At 71.4% G+C, this 20369-nt stretch carries 20 protein-coding genes; 9 read left to right on the plus strand and 11 right to left on the minus strand.

The genetic code is table 11. From position 1 onward, the window contains the following. Positions 1-8 precede the first annotated feature (8 nt). On the minus strand, positions 9-527 hold the full coding sequence (locus QIT00_RS25370) for a hypothetical protein (protein WP_282537709.1): 519 nt from the start codon (positions 525-527) through the stop codon (positions 9-11). 71 nt (positions 528-598) lie between these two features. After that, positions 599-1096 carry a DUF1203 domain-containing protein gene (locus QIT00_RS25375; protein ID WP_282537710.1) on the minus strand — a complete coding sequence of 166 codons (498 nt, stop codon included), beginning with the start codon at positions 1094-1096 and terminating at the stop codon, positions 599-601. Between the two features lie 152 nt (positions 1097-1248). On the opposite strand from QIT00_RS25375, the gene QIT00_RS25380 reads away from it, so the two are divergent. Further along, positions 1249-1440 carry a hypothetical protein gene (locus QIT00_RS25380; protein ID WP_282537711.1) on the plus strand — a complete coding sequence of 64 codons (192 nt, stop codon included), beginning with the start codon at positions 1249-1251 and terminating at the stop codon, positions 1438-1440. A 44-nt stretch (positions 1441-1484) separates the two neighbouring features. Beyond that, the gene (locus QIT00_RS25385; protein WP_282537712.1) at positions 1485-1937 is read left to right on the plus strand and encodes a type II toxin-antitoxin system HicB family antitoxin; all 453 of its coding nucleotides are present in this window, start codon (positions 1485-1487) and stop codon (positions 1935-1937) included. 40 nt (positions 1938-1977) lie between these two features. On the opposite strand, the gene QIT00_RS25390 is transcribed toward QIT00_RS25385, so the two are convergent. From QIT00_RS25390 to QIT00_RS25400, 3 genes are read right to left on the minus strand one after another with little or no spacing between them, the layout of a single operon-like run. Then, complete coding sequence (locus tag QIT00_RS25390) at positions 1978-2280, minus strand: DUF397 domain-containing protein (RefSeq protein ID WP_282537713.1); 303 nt, start codon at positions 2278-2280, stop codon at positions 1978-1980. Further along, complete coding sequence (locus tag QIT00_RS25395; RefSeq protein ID WP_282537769.1) at positions 2270-3076, minus strand: helix-turn-helix domain-containing protein; 807 nt, start codon at positions 3074-3076, stop codon at positions 2270-2272. Before QIT00_RS25395 ends, QIT00_RS25390 begins: the two co-directional genes overlap by 11 nt. A 36-nt stretch (positions 3077-3112) precedes the next feature. Beyond that, the gene (locus tag QIT00_RS25400) at positions 3113-3862 is read right to left on the minus strand and encodes an ABC transporter ATP-binding protein (RefSeq protein WP_282537714.1); all 750 of its coding nucleotides are present in this window, start codon (positions 3860-3862) and stop codon (positions 3113-3115) included. Between the two features lie 149 nt (positions 3863-4011). On the opposite strand from QIT00_RS25400, the gene pepN reads away from it, so the two are divergent. The 6 genes from pepN (at position 4012) to QIT00_RS25430 (ending at position 11441) form a co-directional block, all read left to right on the plus strand. Then, entirely contained in the window at positions 4012-6579 is a 2568-nt protein-coding gene (gene pepN / locus QIT00_RS25405) for an aminopeptidase N (RefSeq protein WP_282537715.1), read from the plus strand. Positions 6580-6862: 283 nt separating this feature from the next. After that, positions 6863-8647: an ATP-binding protein gene (locus tag QIT00_RS25410; protein WP_349017204.1), complete on the plus strand. Its 1785-nt coding sequence runs from the start codon at positions 6863-6865 to the stop codon at positions 8645-8647. 35 nt (positions 8648-8682) lie between these two features. Then, a complete protein-coding gene (locus QIT00_RS25415) occupies positions 8683-9069 on the plus strand; it encodes a roadblock/LC7 domain-containing protein (protein ID WP_282537771.1) in 387 nt (128 codons plus the stop codon). Further along, positions 9066-9425 carry a DUF742 domain-containing protein gene (locus QIT00_RS25420; protein WP_282537716.1) on the plus strand — a complete coding sequence of 120 codons (360 nt, stop codon included), beginning with the start codon at positions 9066-9068 and terminating at the stop codon, positions 9423-9425. The genes QIT00_RS25415 and QIT00_RS25420 overlap by 4 nt, the downstream gene beginning before the upstream one ends. Further along, complete coding sequence (locus tag QIT00_RS25425; RefSeq protein WP_282537717.1) at positions 9406-10044, plus strand: GTP-binding protein; 639 nt, start codon at positions 9406-9408, stop codon at positions 10042-10044. The genes QIT00_RS25420 and QIT00_RS25425 overlap by 20 nt, the downstream gene beginning before the upstream one ends. After that, the gene (locus QIT00_RS25430) at positions 10041-11441 is read left to right on the plus strand and encodes a cytochrome P450 (protein WP_282537718.1); all 1401 of its coding nucleotides are present in this window, start codon (positions 10041-10043) and stop codon (positions 11439-11441) included. Before QIT00_RS25425 ends, QIT00_RS25430 begins: the two co-directional genes overlap by 4 nt. 18 nt (positions 11442-11459) lie before the next feature. Here QIT00_RS25430 and QIT00_RS25435 read toward each other — a convergent pair whose 3' ends face one another. The 6 genes from QIT00_RS25435 to QIT00_RS25460 all read right to left on the minus strand — a co-directional run bounded on the left by QIT00_RS25435 (position 11460) and on the right by QIT00_RS25460 (position 16767). Continuing rightward, positions 11460-12800, minus strand: coding sequence for a cytochrome P450 (locus tag QIT00_RS25435; protein ID WP_282537719.1), 1341 nt, complete (start codon positions 12798-12800; stop codon positions 11460-11462). Further along, positions 12790-13887 carry a selina-4(15),7(11)-diene synthase gene (locus tag QIT00_RS25440; RefSeq protein WP_282537720.1) on the minus strand — a complete coding sequence of 366 codons (1098 nt, stop codon included), beginning with the start codon at positions 13885-13887 and terminating at the stop codon, positions 12790-12792. Before QIT00_RS25440 ends, QIT00_RS25435 begins: the two co-directional genes overlap by 11 nt. 176 nt (positions 13888-14063) lie before the next feature. After that, a complete protein-coding gene (locus QIT00_RS25445) occupies positions 14064-14984 on the minus strand; it encodes a LysR family transcriptional regulator (RefSeq protein WP_282537721.1) in 921 nt (306 codons plus the stop codon). Positions 14985-15028: 44 nt separating this feature from the next. Beyond that, complete coding sequence (locus tag QIT00_RS25450) at positions 15029-16000, minus strand: DMT family transporter (protein WP_282537722.1); 972 nt, start codon at positions 15998-16000, stop codon at positions 15029-15031. A gap of 200 nt (positions 16001-16200) precedes the next feature. After that, on the minus strand, positions 16201-16440 hold the full coding sequence (locus QIT00_RS25455) for a hypothetical protein (RefSeq protein WP_282537723.1): 240 nt from the start codon (positions 16438-16440) through the stop codon (positions 16201-16203). 63 nt (positions 16441-16503) lie between these two features. After that, positions 16504-16767 (minus strand): hypothetical protein, encoded by a 264-nt coding sequence (locus QIT00_RS25460; protein WP_282537724.1) that lies wholly within the window; start codon positions 16765-16767, stop codon positions 16504-16506. A 564-nt stretch (positions 16768-17331) separates the two neighbouring features. Here QIT00_RS25460 and QIT00_RS25465 point away from each other — a divergent pair. Then, a complete protein-coding gene (locus QIT00_RS25465) occupies positions 17332-20289 on the plus strand; it encodes a beta-N-acetylglucosaminidase domain-containing protein (RefSeq protein ID WP_282537772.1) in 2958 nt (985 codons plus the stop codon). Positions 20290-20369 lie beyond the last annotated feature (80 nt).

Here is a 20369-nt window from a genome sequence, read left to right on the forward strand (position 1 = left end):
ACGCTGGTTCAGAACTGCTGCTGCTTGACTCCGGGCGGGAGGAAGCAGGGCGTGGAGACCTCGAGCCGCAGGGTGCCAGGCGGATTCACCGAGTCCGCGGTCACGGAGAACTGCTGCTTGTCGTTCGCGCCATACAGGATGACCTCGGGCGTCTCGGGGCGCTCTGTGTGGCTGGTGACTCGGACGCCATGGTCCTCAAGTTCCTTGCGCAGCTTGCGCACTGCGGCGATGTGCTCCGCTTCCGGGAGATTGGCATAGGCGGCATAGCTGAGCTGGTATCGCCCGTCGTCGGCGATCTCTCCGTCCCTGCCGATGCACTCTTCGAAGTGCTTCCGCGGGGCCGGGTCGTCCGTGATCCGCACTTCCGCGTGCCGGGCCATGGCCGACGTGTACTGCTTGGCCCACGCCAGCGTTTTTGCCTCACTCCTGCGCGGCAGAGGCTCGTTGATGTCGTCCGACGTACAGGCTCCTGCGGACAGCGTGGCTATCAGGGTCAGGACGGCGGGCAGTGCGGTCTTGCGGCGCATGGGGCTCTCATGAGGTCGGCGGGTTGCTGGGCTCGGGCTACAGAATCCAATCACCCTGGCCACCGACCCGGTCAGCCCCTGCGCACCTCGAAGTGCAGGCACCCGTACTCGACGGCCCGTACGTGGACGAGGGCCACCTCGGGGTCCGCGAAGGCGTCGGTGAGCGCGGCGTCGAGTCCCGCGTCAGGGGCGTCAGTCAGCTCGACGAGTCGGCCGCCCACGATCCGCCCCTGAGCGTTGTAGCGCCGTACGGTCCTCAGGGCGCCGGGCCGGGTGAAGGGGTAGCCGTCCTGCGCGACCGGGCCCGCGCACTCCTCGGCGTGGATGAACACCGGGCCCTGTTCGTCGTACGCCCCCGGCTCCGCCCCCGTCTCGACGGCCCAGCGGCGCAGCGGCGCGTACGAGACGAGGGCGACGCGCTCGCCCTTCTCGACCGGCCGCAGACAGCAGCGCAACGGGGCACCGCCCGACCGTTCAGTGAAGGGGACGCATGGGCGACCGGTGTCGTCGACGTCGCGCAGCTCTGTGAGGGCTGCGGGGATGATGGGGCGGGGGGCGTAGGTCGTCATACGTCCACGGTCCCCTCGCCGGGCGATCCGAGCTGGCGGAATTCAGACGTGGTCTTTACTGAGCGTCGCGATGAGTGACGACCTTGACGCAGGCACGCAAGCTTTGTTCGCATGGATTAGACTAGAGCGTTCGTTTAGATTAGACAGTACGCGTGAAGAAGCGAGACCTCATCAGGACGCTGAACCAGATGGCATCCGACAAGGGGGTGAGCTTCAGCCTCAGGCGGCAGGGAAGCGGCCACGAAGTCTGGAACTTCGGAACCAAGACCCTGATCATCCCGAGGCACACGGAGATCGCCGAGGGCACAGCCAGAGCGATCGTCCGGGGGGCGGAGGAGGCCTGAAGCCTCCCCGCCCTCCGGGGCAACACCGACGAGGAGACGAGGGCATGAAGACGTACACCGCACAGGCCACGCGAGACGGAAAGTGGTGGGCGGTCCAGGTCAAGGGCCTTCCCGACAACTACGTGACCTTCACCCAGGGCGCCACCTGGACCGAGGCACAGGAGATGGCCGAGGACCTCGTACGCACCGTCCACGAAGACGCTGGCATCGACGGGCCGTTCAGCGTCGAACTGCTCCCCGGCGACCCGGAAGTCGTCGACGCGCTGGACGACCTCGACGTAGCTCGCCAGAAACAGGTGGCTGCCGACGCCGAGGAAGACCGGGCTCTCGCCGCTGCTGCCCGGACGCTGACCAGGCGCGGGTTCACCGTCCGAGATGCCGCGCGGGTCCTCGGCATCTCGTACCAGCGGGTCTCCCAGCTCGCCCCCAAGAGTGCGAAGTCCCGGCCCGCTGCAGGCACGAGGACCACCCACCGTGCGGTCAAGCAGCCTTCCTGACCCTGCCGTTTTCAGGCGTCGCGCAGGCCGTGCACCTCGTTCAGACGCTGTCTTCGTTGAGCGCCCTGATGAACGAGGCCCAGCTGTGCTTGGGGATGAGGAGGGCGGGGCCGTGGGGGTTCTTGGAGTCGCGGACGGGGATGGCGGTGGGGACGTTGTCGAGCACCTCGACGCAGTCGCCCTCGTCGCCGCCGCTGTAGCTGGACTTGCGCCAGGCGTTCAGGGCCTCGGCGGGGAGTGTGTCGATCACCTCTACGCAGTTGCCCTGGTCGCCCCCGCTGTAGCTCGACTTGCGCCAGCCGACCAGTACCGAAGCGCGGGGCAAATGGGTCTCAACCGTCATGGCTTGCGTAGTCCTTCGCTGTCGCCCTTAAGAGGGCCACTGATTGCTTCACGGGCAGGGCGTCCCCCAGTGCGTGATGGTAAGCGCCTTGCAGCGTCTCTACCAGGGCGGGGGAATCCTGCACGCCTCCCGTGTAGAGCCCTTCCATGTACGCGGTCGGCGGCTGGTCTTCGAACCACATGAGCATGAGCGACGTCGGCAAAAGGGGATGGCCTCCTCCTGCCATCGGCAAAACATGGACGCGAATGCGCTCGCTGTCGGACAGGTCGGCGAGGTAGGTAAGTTGCTCCGCCATGACGACTGGCCCACCGATGGGGCGCCGGATAACTGCCTCGTCAAGCAGCGTCCACACCATGGGTGTCACCGGATCGGACAGGATCTGAGCTCGCTTGAGCCGTGTGGCGACAGCCTTCTCCCGCTCTTCCAGACTCAGAGGCGGGTACGCGGTCTCCCGCAGTACCGCATGCGCGTACGCCTCGGTTTGCAGAAGGCCCGGCACGTAATTCAGCCCGAACTCCCGGATCACCGTCGCCTGCTGCTCCAACTGGCGTGCCGCCTCGAAGTGTTCGGCCACCGGATGCTCGTCCTCGCCACCTGGCAGGAAACTCTGCAGCACATCCCCAGTCCCCAGCGCCCGATCCAGCCTCCGCGCATCCTCCCGGGACGGAACCCTCCTCCCCGCCTCGATATGCGCGATGTGCGACCGCGTCATCACCGCCGCGTCCGCCAACTCCTGCTGGGTCATGCCCGCAGCCTCACGGCGTTGCCTGACCCAGTCCCCGTACCTGGTACCCACAAGCCCCAACTCCCGCCACCAGCCGGACAATTGGCCCTATCCTCGCCGAACCGCCCGCCCCACCGCAGCCCGAAGGGACACGAACTCCGCCGACTCCCGCGTAGCGATCTGGTCCCGTGGGGACGGAAGCTCGACCCGCAAGTCGGAGTGCACCCGCCCCGGGCTGCCCGTAAGCACCACGACCCGGTCCCCGACGTACACGCTCTCGTCGATGTCGTGCGTGACGAGCAGGATCGTCATGCCCGTGCCCGCGCGGACGCTGAGGATCAGGTCCTCCAGGTCCTCCTTGGTCTGCGCGTCCACCGAGCCGAACGGTTCGTCCATGAGGAGGAACGACGGGCGGTACGCCAACGCCCTTGCGATCGCCGCGCGTTGCTGCATTCCGCCGCTGAGCTGCCACGGGTACTTGCGGGCCGCGGAGCCGAGGCCCACCTCGTCGAGGGCCGCGCACGCCGCCTCCCGCCGTTCCGCCCGCCCCAGGCCCCGGCGCCGCAGCGGCAACGCCACGTTGTCCCGGACCGTCAGCCACGGGAAGAGGGAGCGCGTGTAGTCCTGGAAGACGACCGCCAGATCGGCGGGGACGTCCGAGACCGGCTCGCCGTTCACCACCACCGCGCCCTCGGTCGGCCGGACCAGACCCGCCACGCACCGCAGCAGCGTCGACTTGCCGCAGCCCGATGGGCCGACCAACGAGACCAGCTCGCCGCGGTCCACCTCCAGGTCGATGCCGTCGACGGCCCGGTGTCCGTCGGCGTAGGTGTGCCCCAGGCCCTTGATCTCCAGCACGCGAACCCGACCCCTCCCCATGACGTTCCGTACACCGGCAAGGATGCCCAAAGGACGTGCAAGGATTGCCGAAACGGATTGCCGAAAAGGATTGCCGAAAAGGACCCATACGGAATCCCCACCCAGTCCCACCCCGAGGAGATGACCGCGTGCCTGGCACAAATCTGACCCGCGAAGAGGCACAGGAGCGGGCGCGCCTGCTCACCGTGGACGCGTACGAGATCGACCTCGATCTCAGCGGCGCGCAGGAGGGAGGCACGTACCGCTCCGTGACCACGGTGCGCTTCGACAGTGCCGAGGCGGGTGCCGAGACCTTTGTCGACCTGGTCGCGCCGACCGTGCACGAGATCGTCCTGAACGGCGACCAGCTGGACCCGTCGCAGACCTTCGCCGACTCCCGGATCGCCCTGCGCGGACTCCTCGCGGGCCGCAACGAGCTGAGGGTCGTCGCGGACTGCGCGTACACGAACACCGGTGAGGGTCTGCACCGGTTCGTGGATCCTGTCGACGATCAGGCCTATCTCTACACGCAGTTCGAGGTGCCGGACGCCCGTCGGGTGTTCGCCTCCTTCGAGCAGCCGGATCTGAAGGCGACGTTCCAGTTCACCGTGCGGGCGCCCGAGGGCTGGACGGTGATCTCCAACTCGGCGACCCCTGAGCCCAAGGACGACCTCTGGGTCTTCGAGCCGACGCCGCGGATCTCCACGTACATCACGGCCCTGATCGTCGGCCCGTACCACTCCGTGCACTCCGCCTACGAGAAGGACGGGCAGAGCGTGCCGCTCGGCATCTACTGCCGGCCCTCGCTCGCCGAGTACCTGGACGCCGACGCGATCTTCGACGTGACCCGGCAGGGCTTCGACTGGTTCCAGGAGAAGTTCGACTACGCGTACCCCTTCGCCAAGTACGACCAGCTGTTCGTGCCGGAGTTCAACGCGGGTGCCATGGAGAACGCGGGCGCTGTCACCATCCGCGACCAGTACGTCTTCCGGTCGAAGGTGACGGACGCCGCGTACGAGGTGCGGGCCGAGACGATCCTGCACGAGCTGGCGCACATGTGGTTCGGCGACCTGGTCACCATGGAGTGGTGGAACGACCTGTGGCTGAACGAGTCGTTCGCGACGTACACGTCGATCGCCTGCCAGGCCTACGCGCCCGGCTCGAAGTGGCCGAGCTCCTGGACCACGTTCGCCAACTCCATGAAGACCTGGGCGTACCGGCAGGACCAGCTGCCGTCCACGCACCCGATCATGGCCGAGATCAATGATCTTGATGATGTGCTCGTCAATTTCGACGGGATCACCTACGCCAAGGGCGCGAGCGTCCTGAAGCAGCTCGTGGCGTACGTCGGCAGGGACGAGTTCTTCCGCGGCGTGCAGGCCTACTTCAAGCGGCACGCGTACGGGAACACCCGCCTCACCGACCTGCTCGACGCCCTGGAGGAGACCAGCGGGCGCGACCTGAAGACCTGGTCGAAACTGTGGCTGCAGACGGCGGGGATCAATGTGCTGCGGCCGGAGATCCAGACGGACGCCTCCGGTGTCATCAGCGCCTTCGCCGTGCGGCAGGAGGCACCCGCGCTGCCCGCCGGCGCCAAGGGCGAGCCGACGCTCCGTCCGCACCGCATCGCGATCGGCCTGTACGAGCTGACCGGCGGCAAGCTCGTCCGCACCGACCGCGTCGAGCTGGACGTCGACGGTGAACTCACCGCCGTACCGGCCCTGGTGGGCAAGCAGCGGCCCGCGGTGATCCTGCTCAACGACGACGACCTGTCGTACGCGAAGGTCCGGCTCGACGAGGAGTCCCTGAAGGCCGTCACCGAGCACCTCGGCGACTTCACCGAGTCGCTGCCGCGCGCCCTGTCCTGGGCGTCGGCCTGGGACATGACCCGCGACGGCGAGCTGGCGACGCGCGACTACCTCTCGCTCGTCCTGTCGGGCATCGGCAAGGAGTCGGACATCGGCGTCGTGCAGTCCCTGCACCGCCAGGTCAAGCTGGCCCTGGAGCTGTACGCGGCCCCGGACTGGCGGGACACCGGACTGACCCGGTGGACCGACGCCGCGCTCGCCCACCTCCGGGCGGCCGAGCCGGGCAGCGACCACCAGCTGGCCTGGGCCCGCGCCTTCGCGGCTGCCGCGCGGACGCCGGAGCAGCTCGACCTCCTCGACGCCCTCCTCGACGGCACCCAGACCATCGAGGGCCTGGCCGTCGACACCGAGCTGCGCTGGGCGTTCGTGGAGCGGCTCGCGGCGACCGGCCGCGCGGACGAGGAGGAGATCGCCGCCGAGTACGAGCGGGACAAGACTGCGGCCGGTGAGCGGCACGCGGCCACGGCGCGTGCGGCGCGGCCCACCGCCGAGGCCAAGGCGGAGGCATGGGCCTCGGTGGTGGAATCCGACAAACTGCCGAACGCCGTGCAGGAGGCGGTGATCGCGGGCTTCGTCCAGGTCGACCAGCGTGAACTCCTGGCCCCGTACACGGAGAAGTACTTCGCCGCTGTGAAGGATGTGTGGGCATCTCGTTCGCATGAGATGGCGCAGCAGATCGCCGTCGGCCTCTACCCGTCACTGCAGATCTCCCAGGCCACGCTCGACACGACGGACGCCTGGCTCGCGATCGAGGACCCGGGCGCCGCGCTGCGCAGGCTCGTCTCGGAGTCCCGCGCGGGCGTCGAGCGGGCACTGAAGGCGCAGGCCGCGGACGCTGCGGCGGCCTGACGAACGCAGCCGCGGGCGTCTCCTGACGTCTGCTCAGAGGGCCCGGTTTCCGGGGGTCGTGACCGCGACCGCCCGGGGGCCGGGCCCTCCGTACACCCCGTGCCCGACCCTCTTGTCCCCCGACACGCGGATCCGGCCAAGGACTTGACCCCTGGTCATGGGAATTCACCCGAAGGCGTTACGCTACCGACCCGTCTGATGATCTTCGCGTACGTACGGGAGTAACGCAGTGCAGAGGGTTCGCGCGGGGGCATCCCCACGAAGTTCCAAGTCTCCCGCGCCTGTGTGGCTGTCGGTCCCGCTGGCGCTCGCCGTCGGCACCACCGTCGCCGCGTTCCTGGTCCCCTCGGCCGCTCTGCTTCCGGTCGTCATCGCCGGTGCCGTCGCCACGGTCGTCGTGGCGGCCGCCTGCGGTGAGGCCGCCCGGCGCGGGCGCCGGATCGCCGCGCTGAGCGCCGAATCGGCCGCCTGGCAGGCCGCCCTGCGGCGGCAGGAGGCGGAGACGCTGCACCTCGCCGACTCCCTGCTTCCCGACATCGTGGCCCGGCTGCGGCGCGGTGACTTCCCCGAGGACGTACTCGCCTCGCTGCAGGCACCGGACGCCCACCTGGAGGTGCTGCGTTCGGTCGTCGACGCGGTGACCGCCGAGGAGGACCTGCGCGACTCGGCGCAGCGCGCGTTCGTGAACATCGCCCGCCGCGTGCAGGCGATCGTGCACCAACAGGCCCAGGAACTGCGGGAGATGGAGGACCGGCACGGCCAGTCCCCGGACGTCTTCGGCGATCTGCTGCGGATCGACCACGGCACCGCCCTGATCGGCCGCCTCGCCGACTCCATCGCGGTGCTCGGTGGCGCCCGGCCCGGCAGGCAGTGGTCGCGGGCCGTGCCGCTGTACTCGGTGATGCGTGGCGCGATGTCGCGGATCATCGACTACCAGCGCGTCGAGCTGCACTCGGTGTCCGACATCGCCGTCGTGGGCACCGCCGTCGAACCGCTGATCCACGCGCTCGCCGAGCTGCTCGACAACGCCACGCGCTACTCGCCGCCGCAGACCAAGGTCCATCTCACGGCCGTCGACGTGCAGTCGGGCATCGCTGTGGAGATCGAGGACGGCGGCGTCTCGATGAGCGAGGAGGCCCGCGGCCGCGCCGAGCGGATGCTGAAGCAGGCGCAGCAGGGCATCGACGTCTACGACCTGGGCGAGAGCCCCCGCCTCGGCCTCGCCGTGGTCGGCCGGCTCTCGCAGGCGTACGGCTTCCAGGTGTCGCTGCGGCCGTCCGCGTACGGCGGTGTCCGCGCCGTCCTGATCGTGCCGCAGGAGCTGATCACCACGGTGGCGCAGGCGACCGGCCTCGCGCACGGCATCGGCGCCGCCTCGGGTCCTCGTACGGGCGCGGCCGCCGCGCCGGCGCGGGGCGGGCAGGGTCGGGCGGGCGCCCAGGGCGTGGCGCAGGCCGCGCAGTCCGTGGCGCAGGGCCGGGCGGGCGCCCAGGGCGTGGCGCAGGTCCCGCAGGCCGCGCAGGCCGTGGCGCAGGTTCCGCAGGCCGCGCAGTCCGTGGCGCAGGTCCCCGGGCCGCGCACCGAGTCGACGCCGGCCGTGGCGCCCGCCGCCGCGCCCGCCGCCACACCCGTCACCGCGTCCGTCGCCGAGCCCACGGCGTCCGCCGAGCGCGCCGAGCGGCCCCTGCCCCCCATGCCCCTCGCCGAGCAGCGGGCCGCCGACCCGGCCGCCGTGCCCGCCCAGGCTCCTACCGCACCCCGAACGGAGCGCCCGGTGACAGGACCCGTGAACCCGGTGGACGACGAAGCGCCCGTGGTCACCGAACGCACCGCGAACGGCCTGCCGCAGCGGCGCCGCCGGGCGCCCGCCGACCCGGCCCCCGAGCCCCGCCCCGCCACCGAGGAGGCCTCGGACGGGGTCCAGCCGGGCATGTGGCTGGCCGCCTTCCAGAGCGGCCTGTCCGGCGAGACCAGCGGCGCCGCCCCCGCGGCGACCGGCAACGGCCTGAGGGCCGCACAGGAACTCGACGCCCCCTCGGCGTCGGCTAGCAAGGGGAACGAGCAGTGATTCAGCAGCAGGGACACTCGGGCCAGGCCGCCAACATGGACTGGATGCTCAAGGACCTCGCCGAAGGCGTCCCGCAGACCCGCCAGGTCGTGGTCCTCTCCGCCGACGGCCTGCGCATGGCGCAGTACGGCGCCGACACCGACTCCGCCGACCGGCTCGCCGCCGCCTGCGCGGGACTGCAGAGCCTGGCCGGTGCGGTCGCCTCCGAACTCCCGTACAGCGAGGGCCGGATGCGGCTCGTCGTGATCGAGATGGACGGCGGCTTCTTCTACCTGATGGCGGCCGGGCAGGGCGCGTTCCTCGCCGTGCTCGCCGACGAAGGGGTGGACGCGGGCCTGATGGGCCAGCGCATGCGGGACCTGGTCCTGCGCATCGGCGAGCACCTGAGCACCCCGCCCCGGCAGGACGTGGCCGCGAGGTGAACTCGGACGGACCGCACTGGGACGGGGGCGGCCCCGAACGGCTCTACGTGATCACCGGTGGCCGCAGTGGTTCGTCCGCGAAGACGACGCTCGACCTGGTCACCCTGATCGTGGCCAGGTCGGCGCCGCGGCCGGGGATGCAGCCCGAGCAGGCGGCGATCGTCCGGATCTGCCAACGGCCGCTGTCCGTCGCGGAGATCTCCGCACATCTGAGCCTGCCGGTCAGCGTCGTCACGGTGCTGCTCAGCGACCTCATCGCCGACAACCGGGTGTTCTCCCGACCGCCCGTACCGCCCGCAAAACTCCCCGACATCGCGTTGATTGAGGCAGTGATCGATGGACTTCAGAAGCTCTGAGAGCCCCGGCTCGGTCGAAGCCGCCGGGCCGCGGAGCGAGGACGTACTGCCCGAGACCGCCGCGGCCGCGGTCAAGGTCGTCATCGTCGGCGGCTTCGGCGTCGGCAAGACCACCCTGGTGGGCTCGGTCAGCGAGATCAGGCCGCTGACCACCGAGGAGACGATGACGCAGGCCGGGGTCGGCGTGGACGACACGGCGGGCGTGGAACGCAAGTCCACGACGACGGTCGCCATGGACTTCGGCCGCATCAGCATCAACGACGAGCTGGTCCTGTACCTGTTCGGCACCCCCGGCCAGGAGCGGTTCTGGTTCCTGTGGCGCGGCCTGTTCGAGGGCGCGCTCGGCGCGGTCGTCCTGGTCGACACCCGCCGCCTGGAGGTCAGCTTCGACGTGATCGGCCGCCTGGAGGAGCGCTCCGTACCGTTCGTGGTCGCGGTGAACTCCTTCCCGGACGCGCCGAGTTACCCGCTCGACGAGCTGCGCGGCGCGCTCGACCTGCCGGCGTCGGTGCCGATCGTGGAGTGCGACGCGCGCCTTCGCACATCGAGCCGGGACGTGCTGATGGCGTTGATGCGGTATCTGCAGGGCCTTGCTGTCGCTACTACGGAGGCGTCGTGACCCCTTCCTCCTTCCCCTCCGACGGCGCCGCCCCACCGCCGGGCTGCCCCGCGCACAACCTGGACGCCGAAGGTCTGCGGCGGCTCTACGGAGAGGAGGCCGAGGCGGACCCGAGCGCTCTCTACGAGCAGCTGCGTGCTGAACACGGCTCCGTGGCGCCGGTGTTGCTGCCCGGTGACCTGAAGGCCTGGCTGGTACTCGGACACCGCGAGAACCTCGATGTGGCCCGCACTCCCTCGCGGTTCTCCCGTGACTCGCGGCGCTGGCGCGACCTGCGCGAGGGCCGTGTGACGGCCGACCACCCGCTGGCGCCCATCGCCGCCTGGCAGCCCAGCTGCATCTTCACCGACGGCACCGAGCACCAGCGGCTGCGCGGTGCCGTGACCGGGTCGCTGGAGCGCCTCGACCGGCGCGGAGTGCGCCGCTACGTCACGCGCTTCGCGCACCAGCTCATCGACCGCTTCGCGGAGCGGGGCCGCGCCGACCTGGCCGCCGACTTCGCCGAGCAGCTGCCCATGCTGGTGATGACCCAGCTCGTCGGCATGCCCGAGGAGTACGGGCCGCGGATCGTCGAGGCCGCCCGCGACATGCTCAAGGGCACGCGCACGGCGGTCCAGAGCAACCAGTACATCCTCGACGCGCTCGGTCAGCTCCTGGTGCGCAAGCGGGAGACGCCGGGCCGGGACCTGACGTCCTGGCTGCTCGACCACGAGTCGCAGCTCAGCGACGACGAGATCGTCGAGCACGTCCGTCTCGTCCTGATCGCGGCGTTCGAGACCACCGCCAACCTGATCGCCTGCACGCTCCGTTCGGTCCTCACCGACCAGCGGTTCCGCGCGAGCCTCTCGGGCGGTCACATGACCCTGCCGGACGCGCTCGACCAGGTGCTGTGGGACGAGCCTCCGATGACCGCGGTCCTCGGCCGCTGGGCCACCGGGGACACCCAGCTCGGCGGGCAGCAGATCAAGGAGGGCGACGCGATCCTGCTCGGCCTCGCGGCGGGGAACAGGGACCCGGAGGTCCGCCCCGACCTGTCGAAGCCGGTCCGCGGCAACCGTTCCCACCTGGCGTTCAGCGGTGGACCGCACGAATGTCCGGGCCAGGACATCGGGCGGGCCATCGCGGAGACGGGCATCGACACGCTCCTGACCAGGCTGCCGGACATCGAACTGGCCGTGCCCGTGGACCAGGTGCCGCGCAAGGCGTCCATGATGTCGCAGCAGATGGTGTCGCTGCCCGTGGTCTTCACCCCGCGCCGGAACGAGGTCACCGGCAACCTCCCGGCTCTCCCCGAGTCGGCCCCGCTGCCCGCCGTTTCGCAGACGGCTCCACCCGAGGCGGCGGCCCTCTCCTCCGGCACCGGACGTTCCTGGTGGTCCCGCCTCTTCGGAGGGTGACCGAGAGGCGGGATGGCGTCAGGGCCGTGCCACCACCCTCATCGGTACGTGGTCGGGGTGCGTCATGGCCGACGCCGCCTCCTTGGGCGTGTGCCCGGGCAGGGGTCGCAGTTGCCAGCGGCGCAGGATCGTCGCGAGGGCGATCGTGGCCTCGGTCCAGGCGAAGACGTCGCCGATGCACTTGCGGTTGCCGGAACCGAACGGCACGAATTCCTCCCGCCCGATCTCCGCCCGGCGTTCGGGCAGCCACCGGTCGGGGTCGAACGCGTCGGGGTTCACGTACAGGTCGGGGTCGCGGTGCATCGCGTAGAGGCTGAAGGCGATTTCCGTACCGGCCGGGATCGAGACGCCACCGAGCTCCACCTCCTCGGTGGTCCGGCGCATCAGCAGGGTCACGCCGTAGAGGCGGATGATCTCGTCGAGCACCCGCCGGATGCCGGGGAGTCGGGGAATGTCCTCGATGGTGACCTGACGGTCGCCGACCGCCTCGTCGATCTCCGCGACGAGTTGCTTCTCCACGTCGGGGTGGCGGGCCAGTTCGTGGAACGTCCAGGAGAGGGTGGAGGCCGTGGTCTCCGTGCCGGCGAACAGGATGGTGACCAGCTCGTCCCTGACCTCTTCGTCGGTCAGCGCCTCGCCGGTGTCCGCGTCCCGCGCGGCGAGCAGCACGGACAGCAAATCCGCGCGGTCGGTGTCGCCGGAGCTGCGCTGCCCGGCGACGACCTCGTCGATCACCTTGCGCATGCCGGCGGACGCCGCGTCGAAGTCGCGGTTGGGCCGGATCGGCAGCCGGTCGAAGAGCTTGGGGGAGGCCGCGCGGATCAGCATGTTCTTGAGGATGACCGGCAGGTGGCGGCGGACCGCCGCCACGGCGGGACGGCCGATGTCGGTGGAGAACATGGTCGCCGCGAGGGTCTCGATGGCGTACTCGCCCATCACCTGCTCGACCGCGATCTCCTGCCCGTCCGTCCAGGACTCGGCGAGCTCCATGGCCCGGCCGCTCATCACGGCGGCGTAGCCGGAGATCCGCTCCTTGTGGAACATCGGCTGCATCAGCCGCCGGTGCCTGCGGTGGATCTCGCCGCTCGCGGTCGCGAGGCCGTCGCCGACGAGGGGGCGTACGCGGTCGTAGAGCCGGCCCTTCTCGAAGCTGCGGGCCTTCTTGACGGTGACCTCGTTGATCAGCCTCGCCGAGGTGGCCACGTACATCGGCATGGTGCCGAGGTCGACACGCACCAACTCACCGCTGGCGCGCAGCGACTTGAGGAAGCCGAGCGGGTCGCGCCACAGCTTGAGGGCGTGGCCGAGCACCGGCAGCGCGCCGGGCGCGCGCGGGACGGAGCGCAGGTCAGCGGCCACTGTGCGGCTCCTCGGCGTCGGCGGTGCGGACTCCGTCGGGGATCAGGTCCCACCACCAGTCCACCACCGAGATCCCCAACGGCTCCGGACTCGCGTCGACCGGCGTCTGCCGGAACGCGTCCGGGAACCGGGCGGGGTCGTGCGGCGTGGTGTAGCGGACCGAGGTGATCCCCCAGTCCTGTGCGCCGCGGATGAAGCTGGCGAGGGAGTCCAGGTACTGCCGCAGCTGCGGGCTCGCGTCGGCGCGCAGCCGCTCGCACAGGCGCAGGAACAGGCTGGTGGCCCGGTCCCGCTGGGAGATCGCCAGGTCGAGCGCGGCCTCGGGCGTGATGCCCCGCTCACGTTCGAGCACGCGCAGCGCGTTGAGCCAGAACTCGTCCTTCCCGCCCGCCTCCTTGTGGTACGAGAAGATGTCGTTGTCCCAGGTGATGATGAACGACGCCAGCTCGGCGGCGGCCCGTACGCGGGTGTTGTCCCGCTCGTGGGGCTGCAGTTCGTAGCCGTGGCCCATCTCCAGGAGGGGCAGGACGACGGAGGTGGCGCCGTCGTACAGCCGCATCAGGGTGTAGTCGTCGAGGTCGGGGACGGTGCCCGCGGTGCGGTGCGAGGCCTCCCAGACGACGGAGAAGAAGTACTCGCGCAGGGCGTCCACCCAGCGCGCGGCCTGGCCCGCGGTGCCGTAGCGGTCGACGCGGCGGCGCAGGTCGCGCAGGCCGTCGGCGAGCGGGTCGTCGAGGAGCATCGGGGCCTCGGGGTTCTGCGCGACGCGCAGGAGCCGGGAGAGGTAGCCGGACAACTCGCCTGGTTTGCGGCCGAGTTCGCCCTCCTCGCAGTGTCCGTCGTCGACGCCGAACAGCCACAGGACGAAGTCGGAGAGCAGCGAGACGACTTCCTCGCGGCCCTCGGGCAGGATGCGGGCCGAGAAGCCGCCGATGTCGTGCCGGACCAGCCGGCCGCGCAGCTCGTCGGAGCCGATGCGGAACTTCTCCGCCCAGAGTGCGGTCTGTTGGTCTATGTCCTGGTACTGCGGATGTATCGCTTCGCGGAACGGCGAATAGATGGGCGGAACGGCCAGGTCGGTCCCCACTGAGCACTCACTCTCGTCGCGGGGCATGAACCGCGCCCCATGTTGATCAAGGCGCCTCGCATCGTAGCCACTGATCGAAAGCGGAATATGATCAAGTTGTGAAGAAATGGCCGAGTGGGTTGCGCGGCTCGCGGACTACCCCAAGTAAGCCCGTGCCAAGCGTGATTGACATCTCCTCAGGCGGGGTTTGAGTCGCGTCCCAGCGCGTCCGCCGCCTCCCGCAGCGCCTCCACGACCCGGGCCAGAGCCGGTCCGTCCTCCGCTCCCCGGCGCATCGCGGCCACCACGTGGCGGCGCGGCTGGTCGGGGCCGAGGGTGCACATCACGACGCCCGCCCTGCGCACGGCGGACATCCGGGGGACGAGGGCGACCCCCATGCCCGCCTCGACCATCGCCATGATCGCGGTCCAGCCGGCCGCGCTGTGCGCCTGCTCGGGTACGAAGCCCGCCGCCTCGCAGGCCGCGAGGGTGATCTCCGACCAGGGGCCGCTGCCGCCGAAGATCCAGGCCTCCTCGGAGAGTTCGGCGAGCCGCAGCCGCGCCCGCCCGGCCAGCGGGTGGCCGACGGGCAGGGCGACGTCCAGCGGGTCGGCAAGCAGCGGCACGCGCGTGAATTTGGGGTCGCGCGGCGTCGGCGCGTGCGCGGCGAGGGACAGGGCGAGGTCCACGTCTCCCCCGGCGAGCAGCTCGTACGCCTCCGCCGCCTCCGCCTCCCGAATCCGCACCTCGATCCCGGGCGCCGCCGCGCGCAGGTGCCGTACGGCCGGGACGACGAGCGCGGGCACCGCTGTGGAGAACGCGCCGACCCGCACCTCGCCCGCCTCGCCGCGCACATACCCGGCCAGCTCGGCGTCGGCGCGCTCCAGTTGCGCGAAGACGGCCTCCGCGTGCCGCAGTACGAGGTGGGCCGCGTCGGTGAGCCGCACCCGGCGGCCCTGCGCCTCCAGGAGCGGTACGCCCAACTGCTTGGCGAGGTTGGACAGTTGCTGGGAGACCGCCGAGGGGGTCATGAGCAGCGCGGCGGCGGTGGCCGTGACGGTGCCGCGCTCGCTGAGGGTGCGCAGGATCTGCAGCTTCTTGATGTCCCACTCGGTCATACCCGGCAACCTATCCGGGCCGCCCGGCCCGCCCCGCGCCGCGCTCACTTGGTGCTCGCCGACGTGCCGCCGCGCGCCGCCCCGAGGATCACGCCGCCGAGGATCAGCACCATGCAGAGGATCTGCAGGGGCCCGGTCGGCTCGCCGAGGACCACGAAGGAGAGCAGCGCCACGCACACGGGCTGCAGGTAGTAGACGACTCCGGCGCGGGCGGCGCCGATCAGCGAGATCGCCTTGTTCCAGGCGAAGAAGGCGAGGGCGGAGGAGATCACGCCGACGTAGAGCAGCGGTGAGACGGTCGCGGGCGTCGGCTCGAAGCCGCCCTGGATCACGAGGCTCGCGACGAACACCGGTGCCAGCATCAGCGCACCGAGCAGGAACGTGCTGAACAGGAACGACAGCCCCTCGATCGCGGCGGGCTTGCGGCGAAGGAGCGCGCTGTACGAGGCGAAGGAGAGCGCCGCCGCGAGCATCCACAGGTCGCCGACGGCGAAGTCCATGGCGAGCGAGCCCTTGCTGACGAGCAGCAGCACCCCGGCGCAGGCGATGAGCATGCCGACGACCCTGCGAGCGCCGAGCCGGGTGCCGCCGAGGCGTTCGTAGAGCGCCATGACGACCGGCGAGGCGGCCATGATCATGCCCATGTTCCCGGCGGTGGTGGAGATCCCGGCCTGGTTGACGAGGGTGTTGTAGACGGTCACGCCGAGCAGGGACGCGAGCAGCAGGAAGCGGATGTGCTCCCGCAGCAGGGCCCGCTGCCGCCAGGCGGCGCGGGCGGCGAACGGCGCGACGGCGACGAGCGCGACGATCCAGCGCCAGAACGCGTGCTGGATCGGCGGCACGGAGTCGGCGAGCGCCCGCGAGGTGACGAAGCTGCCCGACCAGACCACGGTGGCGAGTGCGGCGAGCAGCAGGCCGAGGGTGGCGGCCCGCCGGGCCTTCCCCCCGCTTCCCCGGTCGGCCGGATCGGCCGCTTCCGTCGTCGCGCTGCCGTGGACTCGGTCCAGGACTGCCATCGTTACCCCTTGCCCCTCTGCCCTCGCGGGCTCCTCGATCACGTTGCGGAGCTACCGTCGCACTTCACGCTTGCTTAGGTCCATCGAAAACTTTCGACAGATCTGTTCAGCAGAAGTGAAAGGTTGGGGGTTTCGCGCATACGGACGAGGGCGCGCCCCACCTCGGTGGTGGGGCGCGCCCTCGCGAAAATCTGCGGGCGTCAGCCCTGCTTCGGGCCCTTGCGTGACTTGTCCCCGACCATCACCAGACCGGCGATGACCAGGAAGAGCACGATCGGCGCCACGACGTACAGGCCGAGGGTCTCCATCACGTTCAGGCCGGGACCGGGGTCGTCGCCGTCGTCGCGGGTCAGCGCGAGCGCGGGGGACGACATGAGCAGCATCATCAGCGTCGTACCGGCTGCTACGGCGCCGGTGCGCAGGGCGTTCTTCTTGTCCACGGTGCCAAACTAGCGGGTGCCCTGACGGGCCGCGCGCCCGGGGTACCCGTACGGGCTCGCCCGTCAGTACAGGGAAGGGTCCGTTCCGGCGGCGGTTCCGGTGGCGGTGGGCTCGCTCGTCAGAGGGGCGGCGGCGAGCGGGGGTTCGCTGGTGAGGGGGGCCGCGTCGGCGAGCGGGGGCTCGCTCGTCAGGGGCGTTTCGACGCAGCAGGCGCAGGAGCCGAGCAACCCGGAGTCGGGATCGGACACCAGCGAGATGTCCGGCAGGTCGCGCAGCTCCGACCGTTTGGAGAGAGCGTCGAGCAGAAGCTGAGCCGATGCGGCCACGAGGGCCTCCTTCGGTGGGCGGCATGGTCGGATGGGCTCCCTACCCAGCGGAACCGATCACATTCGACCAACGCGTTCGCGGCCACCTTTTGTTCCGGCGGCGGGAGTTGGGGGCTTTCCCTTGGGGCGTCTGGGCGGGGAGGGGTTGCGGGGTGCTGCGGGGTGGGTACGCGACGTGACGCACATCACGCGGGTTGCGGGGGTTTCGCCGCTGATTGTGCGCCGTTTCGGTGCCGGGACGGGCGGTTTTCTTCCCCTCCCCGCCCCTTCCCGAAAGTCCTGGCGGACGGCTTCGGGGGCTGCGCCCCCGGGCCCCGCTTCCTAAAAACCAGCCCGTCCGGCGTTTGAGGACGAGCGCCTCAGCGCGATACGGGGTCCGGGGCGGAGCCCCGAGCGGGGTACAGGGGCGGCAGCCCCGGGATGGGGGCCCGGGGGGCGAAGCCCCCGGAGCTGTCCGCAGGACTTTCGGGAAGGGGCGGGGAGGGGAGACAACCCCCCGCACCCGCGCCCTAAGCTGACGTCCGACGCTGAGTGCGGGAAGTACGGAAGAAGGGCGGGGCAGCCGTGCAGGTGCGGCGCAGGAAGCGGGCGGCAGCCATCGCGGCCGCGGTGATCGGGGGCCTCATCGGCGGCGCACCGGGAGCCCTCGCCGCGCCACCGCAGCCCGCCGTCACCGAACCCGACACCCCCGCGGGCACCGACCGCGCGAGCGACGACTCCCTGCCGCAGGTGTGGCCACGCCCGCAGCAGGCCCAGGCGGGCGGCCGGGCCGTACGCATCGGCGAGCAGGTGTACGTCGCGACGGACGCGGGCGCCGACCCGTACGCCGTGGACGCGCTGCGCACCCTCCTGCGGAACGCGGGCGCCCGCCGCGTCACCGAGGTCGGGGGCGGGGCGAAGCCGCCCGCGGGCGCCCTCGTCGTGCGCGCGGGCGAGGCGGGCGGGGGCGGACGCTCCGGCGCGGCCGCCGCACTGCGCGCCCTGCGCTCCGCCGACCGCGCCGACCTGCCGAGTGGCGGCTACCGCCTCGCGGTCGGCGGGGTCGCGGGCAGGCCCACCGTCGCCCTCGAAGGCGTCGGCGAGGACGGCCTCTTCCACGGCGTGCAGACGCTGCGCCAGCTGATCGGCGACTCCGGCTCCGTGCCCGGCGTACGCGTCCGTGACTGGCCCGGCACCGGCGTGCGCGGCCTCGCCGAGAGCTTCTACGGCACGCCCTGGACCCGTGAACAGCGCCTGGAACAGCTGGACTTCATGGGCCGCACCAAGCTCAACCGGTACGTCTACGCCCCCGGCGACGACCCGTACCGCCAGGCGCGCTGGCGCGAGCCGTACCCCGCCGAGCAGCGCGCCGGCTTCCGCGCCCTGGCCGAGCGGGCGGCCCGCAACCACGTGACGCTCACCTGGGCGGTCTCGCCCGGCCAGGCCATGTGCCTGTCGTCCGACGACGACCTGAAGGCGCTGCTCCGCAAGGTCGACGCGATGTGGGCGCTCGGCGTGCGGGCCTTCCAGCTCCAATTCCAGGACGTGTCGTACAGCGAGTGGCACTGCGACGCGGACGCCGAGACGTTCGGCTCCGGACCGGAGGCGGCAGCGGCCGCACAGGCGAAGGTGGCGGGGGCGCTCGCCGCGCATCTGCGGGAGCGGCACCAGGGCGCGGAGCCGCTGACTCTGATGCCCACCGAGTACTTCCAGGACGGCGCGACCGAGTACCGCGAGGCGCTCTCCGCGAAGCTGGACGACCAGGTGCAGGTGGCGTGGACCGGCGTCGGCGTCGTACCGAAGACCATCACCGGGCGTGAACTGGCCGGTGCGCGCGCGGCGTTCGGGCATCCGCTGGTCACGATGGACAACTACCCGGTCAACGACTACGCGCAAGACCGTATCTTCCTCGGCCCCTACATGGGCCGCGAACCGGCCGTCGCCAGCGGCTCGGCCGCGCTCCTGGCCAACGCCATGGAGCAGCCGGTGGCCTCCCGCATCCCGCTGTTCACGGCCGCCGACTACGCCTGGAACCCGAAGGCGTACCGCCCGCAGGAGTCCTGGCGCGCCGCCGTCGACGCCACGGCGGCCGAGCTCGCGGACGGCGACGCGAAGCGCCGTGCGGCGGTACGGGCCCTCGCGGGCAACACGGCCTCCTCGGTGCTCGGCGCCGACGAGTCCGCGTATCTGCGGCCGCTGATGGACGCCTTCTGGCGGGAGCGCGCGGGCGGCGACCTGCGGCGCACCGAGGCCGCCGGGCAGCGCCTGAAGGACGCGTTCACGGTGCTCCGCGAGACCCCGCAGCGGCTGCGCGACACCGAACTCGGCACCGAAGTGGCCCCCTGGACCGAGCAGTTGGGGCGGTACGGCACCGCGGGCGAGGCCGCCGTCGAGATGCTGCTCGCGCAGAGCCGCGGCGACGGGGCGCGGGCCTGGCGGCACCGCGAGGAGCTCGACGCGGCCCGCGAAGAGGTGCGGTCGGGCCGCGCCACCGTCGGCAAGGGCGTGCTCGGGCCGTTCCTCGACAAGGCCGAGAAGGAGTCGGAGCGCTGGTCCGGCACCGCCGAGGAGCGCGGCGAGGTCGCCGAGGACGACGCCTCGTACACCGTGCGGCTGCCGCGCCCGCGGCCCATCGAGGCCGTGACGGCGGTGACGGAGCCCGGCGAGCGCGGCACCGTGCAGGCGCACGTCCCCGGCGAGGGCTGGCGCACCCTCGGCCGGCTCACCGGCAAGGGCTGGACGGAGACCGCCGCGAAGGGCCTGAGGGCGGACGCGGTACGGACGACGGTGCCCGCGCAGCACGTCGTGCCCTGGTTCGCCGACGGCGCCGACGCCGCGTTCGAGCTGAGCCGCGACGAGGCCGACGCGGAGATCGGCGGCCCGGCGCAACGCGTCACAGCGAAGCTCACCGCGCGGCGGCCCGCCGACGTCCGGGGGAAGCTCACGGCGCGGGCCCCGGAGGGCGTCGAGGTGCGGGTGCCGGACGAGGCGAAGGTGCCGCGCGGCACGGATGTCACGGTCCCGGTCGAGATCACGGTGCCCGAGGGCACCCCGGCGGGAAGCTACGCGGTGCCCGTCTCGTACGGCGGCGAGACCCGCACGCTGACCGTCCGCGCGTACCCGCGCACCGGCGGGCCCGATCTGGCGCGCGGCGCGAAGGCGACCTCGTCGGGCGACGAGACCCGCGACTTCCCGGCGGCGGCGGCCAACGACGGGGACCCGGAGACCCGTTGGTCCTCACCGGCCGAGGACGACGCGTGGTGGCAGGCGGAGTTCGACCGCCCGGTGCGGCTCGGCAAGGTCGCGCTGCACTGGCAGGACGCGTACGCCTCCGCGTACCGCGTGCAGGTCTCGGAGGACGGCGAGACCTGGCGCACGGCGGCGTCGGTCGACAAGGGCCGCGGCGGGCGGGAAACGGTCCGGATGGACGAGCGAGATGTCCGCTACGTCCGCGTGCAGGGCGAGAAGCGGGGGACGCGCTTCGGGTACTCGCTGTGGGGTGTGGAGGCGTACGAGGTGAAATCCGGCTCCTCCGGCGATTGAGACGGGTCCCCCTGCGCACGCCGACCGAAGCCCGGTCACCCGTCGAGGCGCGGGCGACCGGCCCCGGTCACACAAAAACC

The sequence above is a fragment of the Streptomyces luteolus genome, assembly GCF_029968015.1.
In the GTDB taxonomy this organism is placed as follows: domain Bacteria; phylum Actinomycetota; class Actinomycetes; order Streptomycetales; family Streptomycetaceae; genus Streptomyces; species Streptomyces luteolus.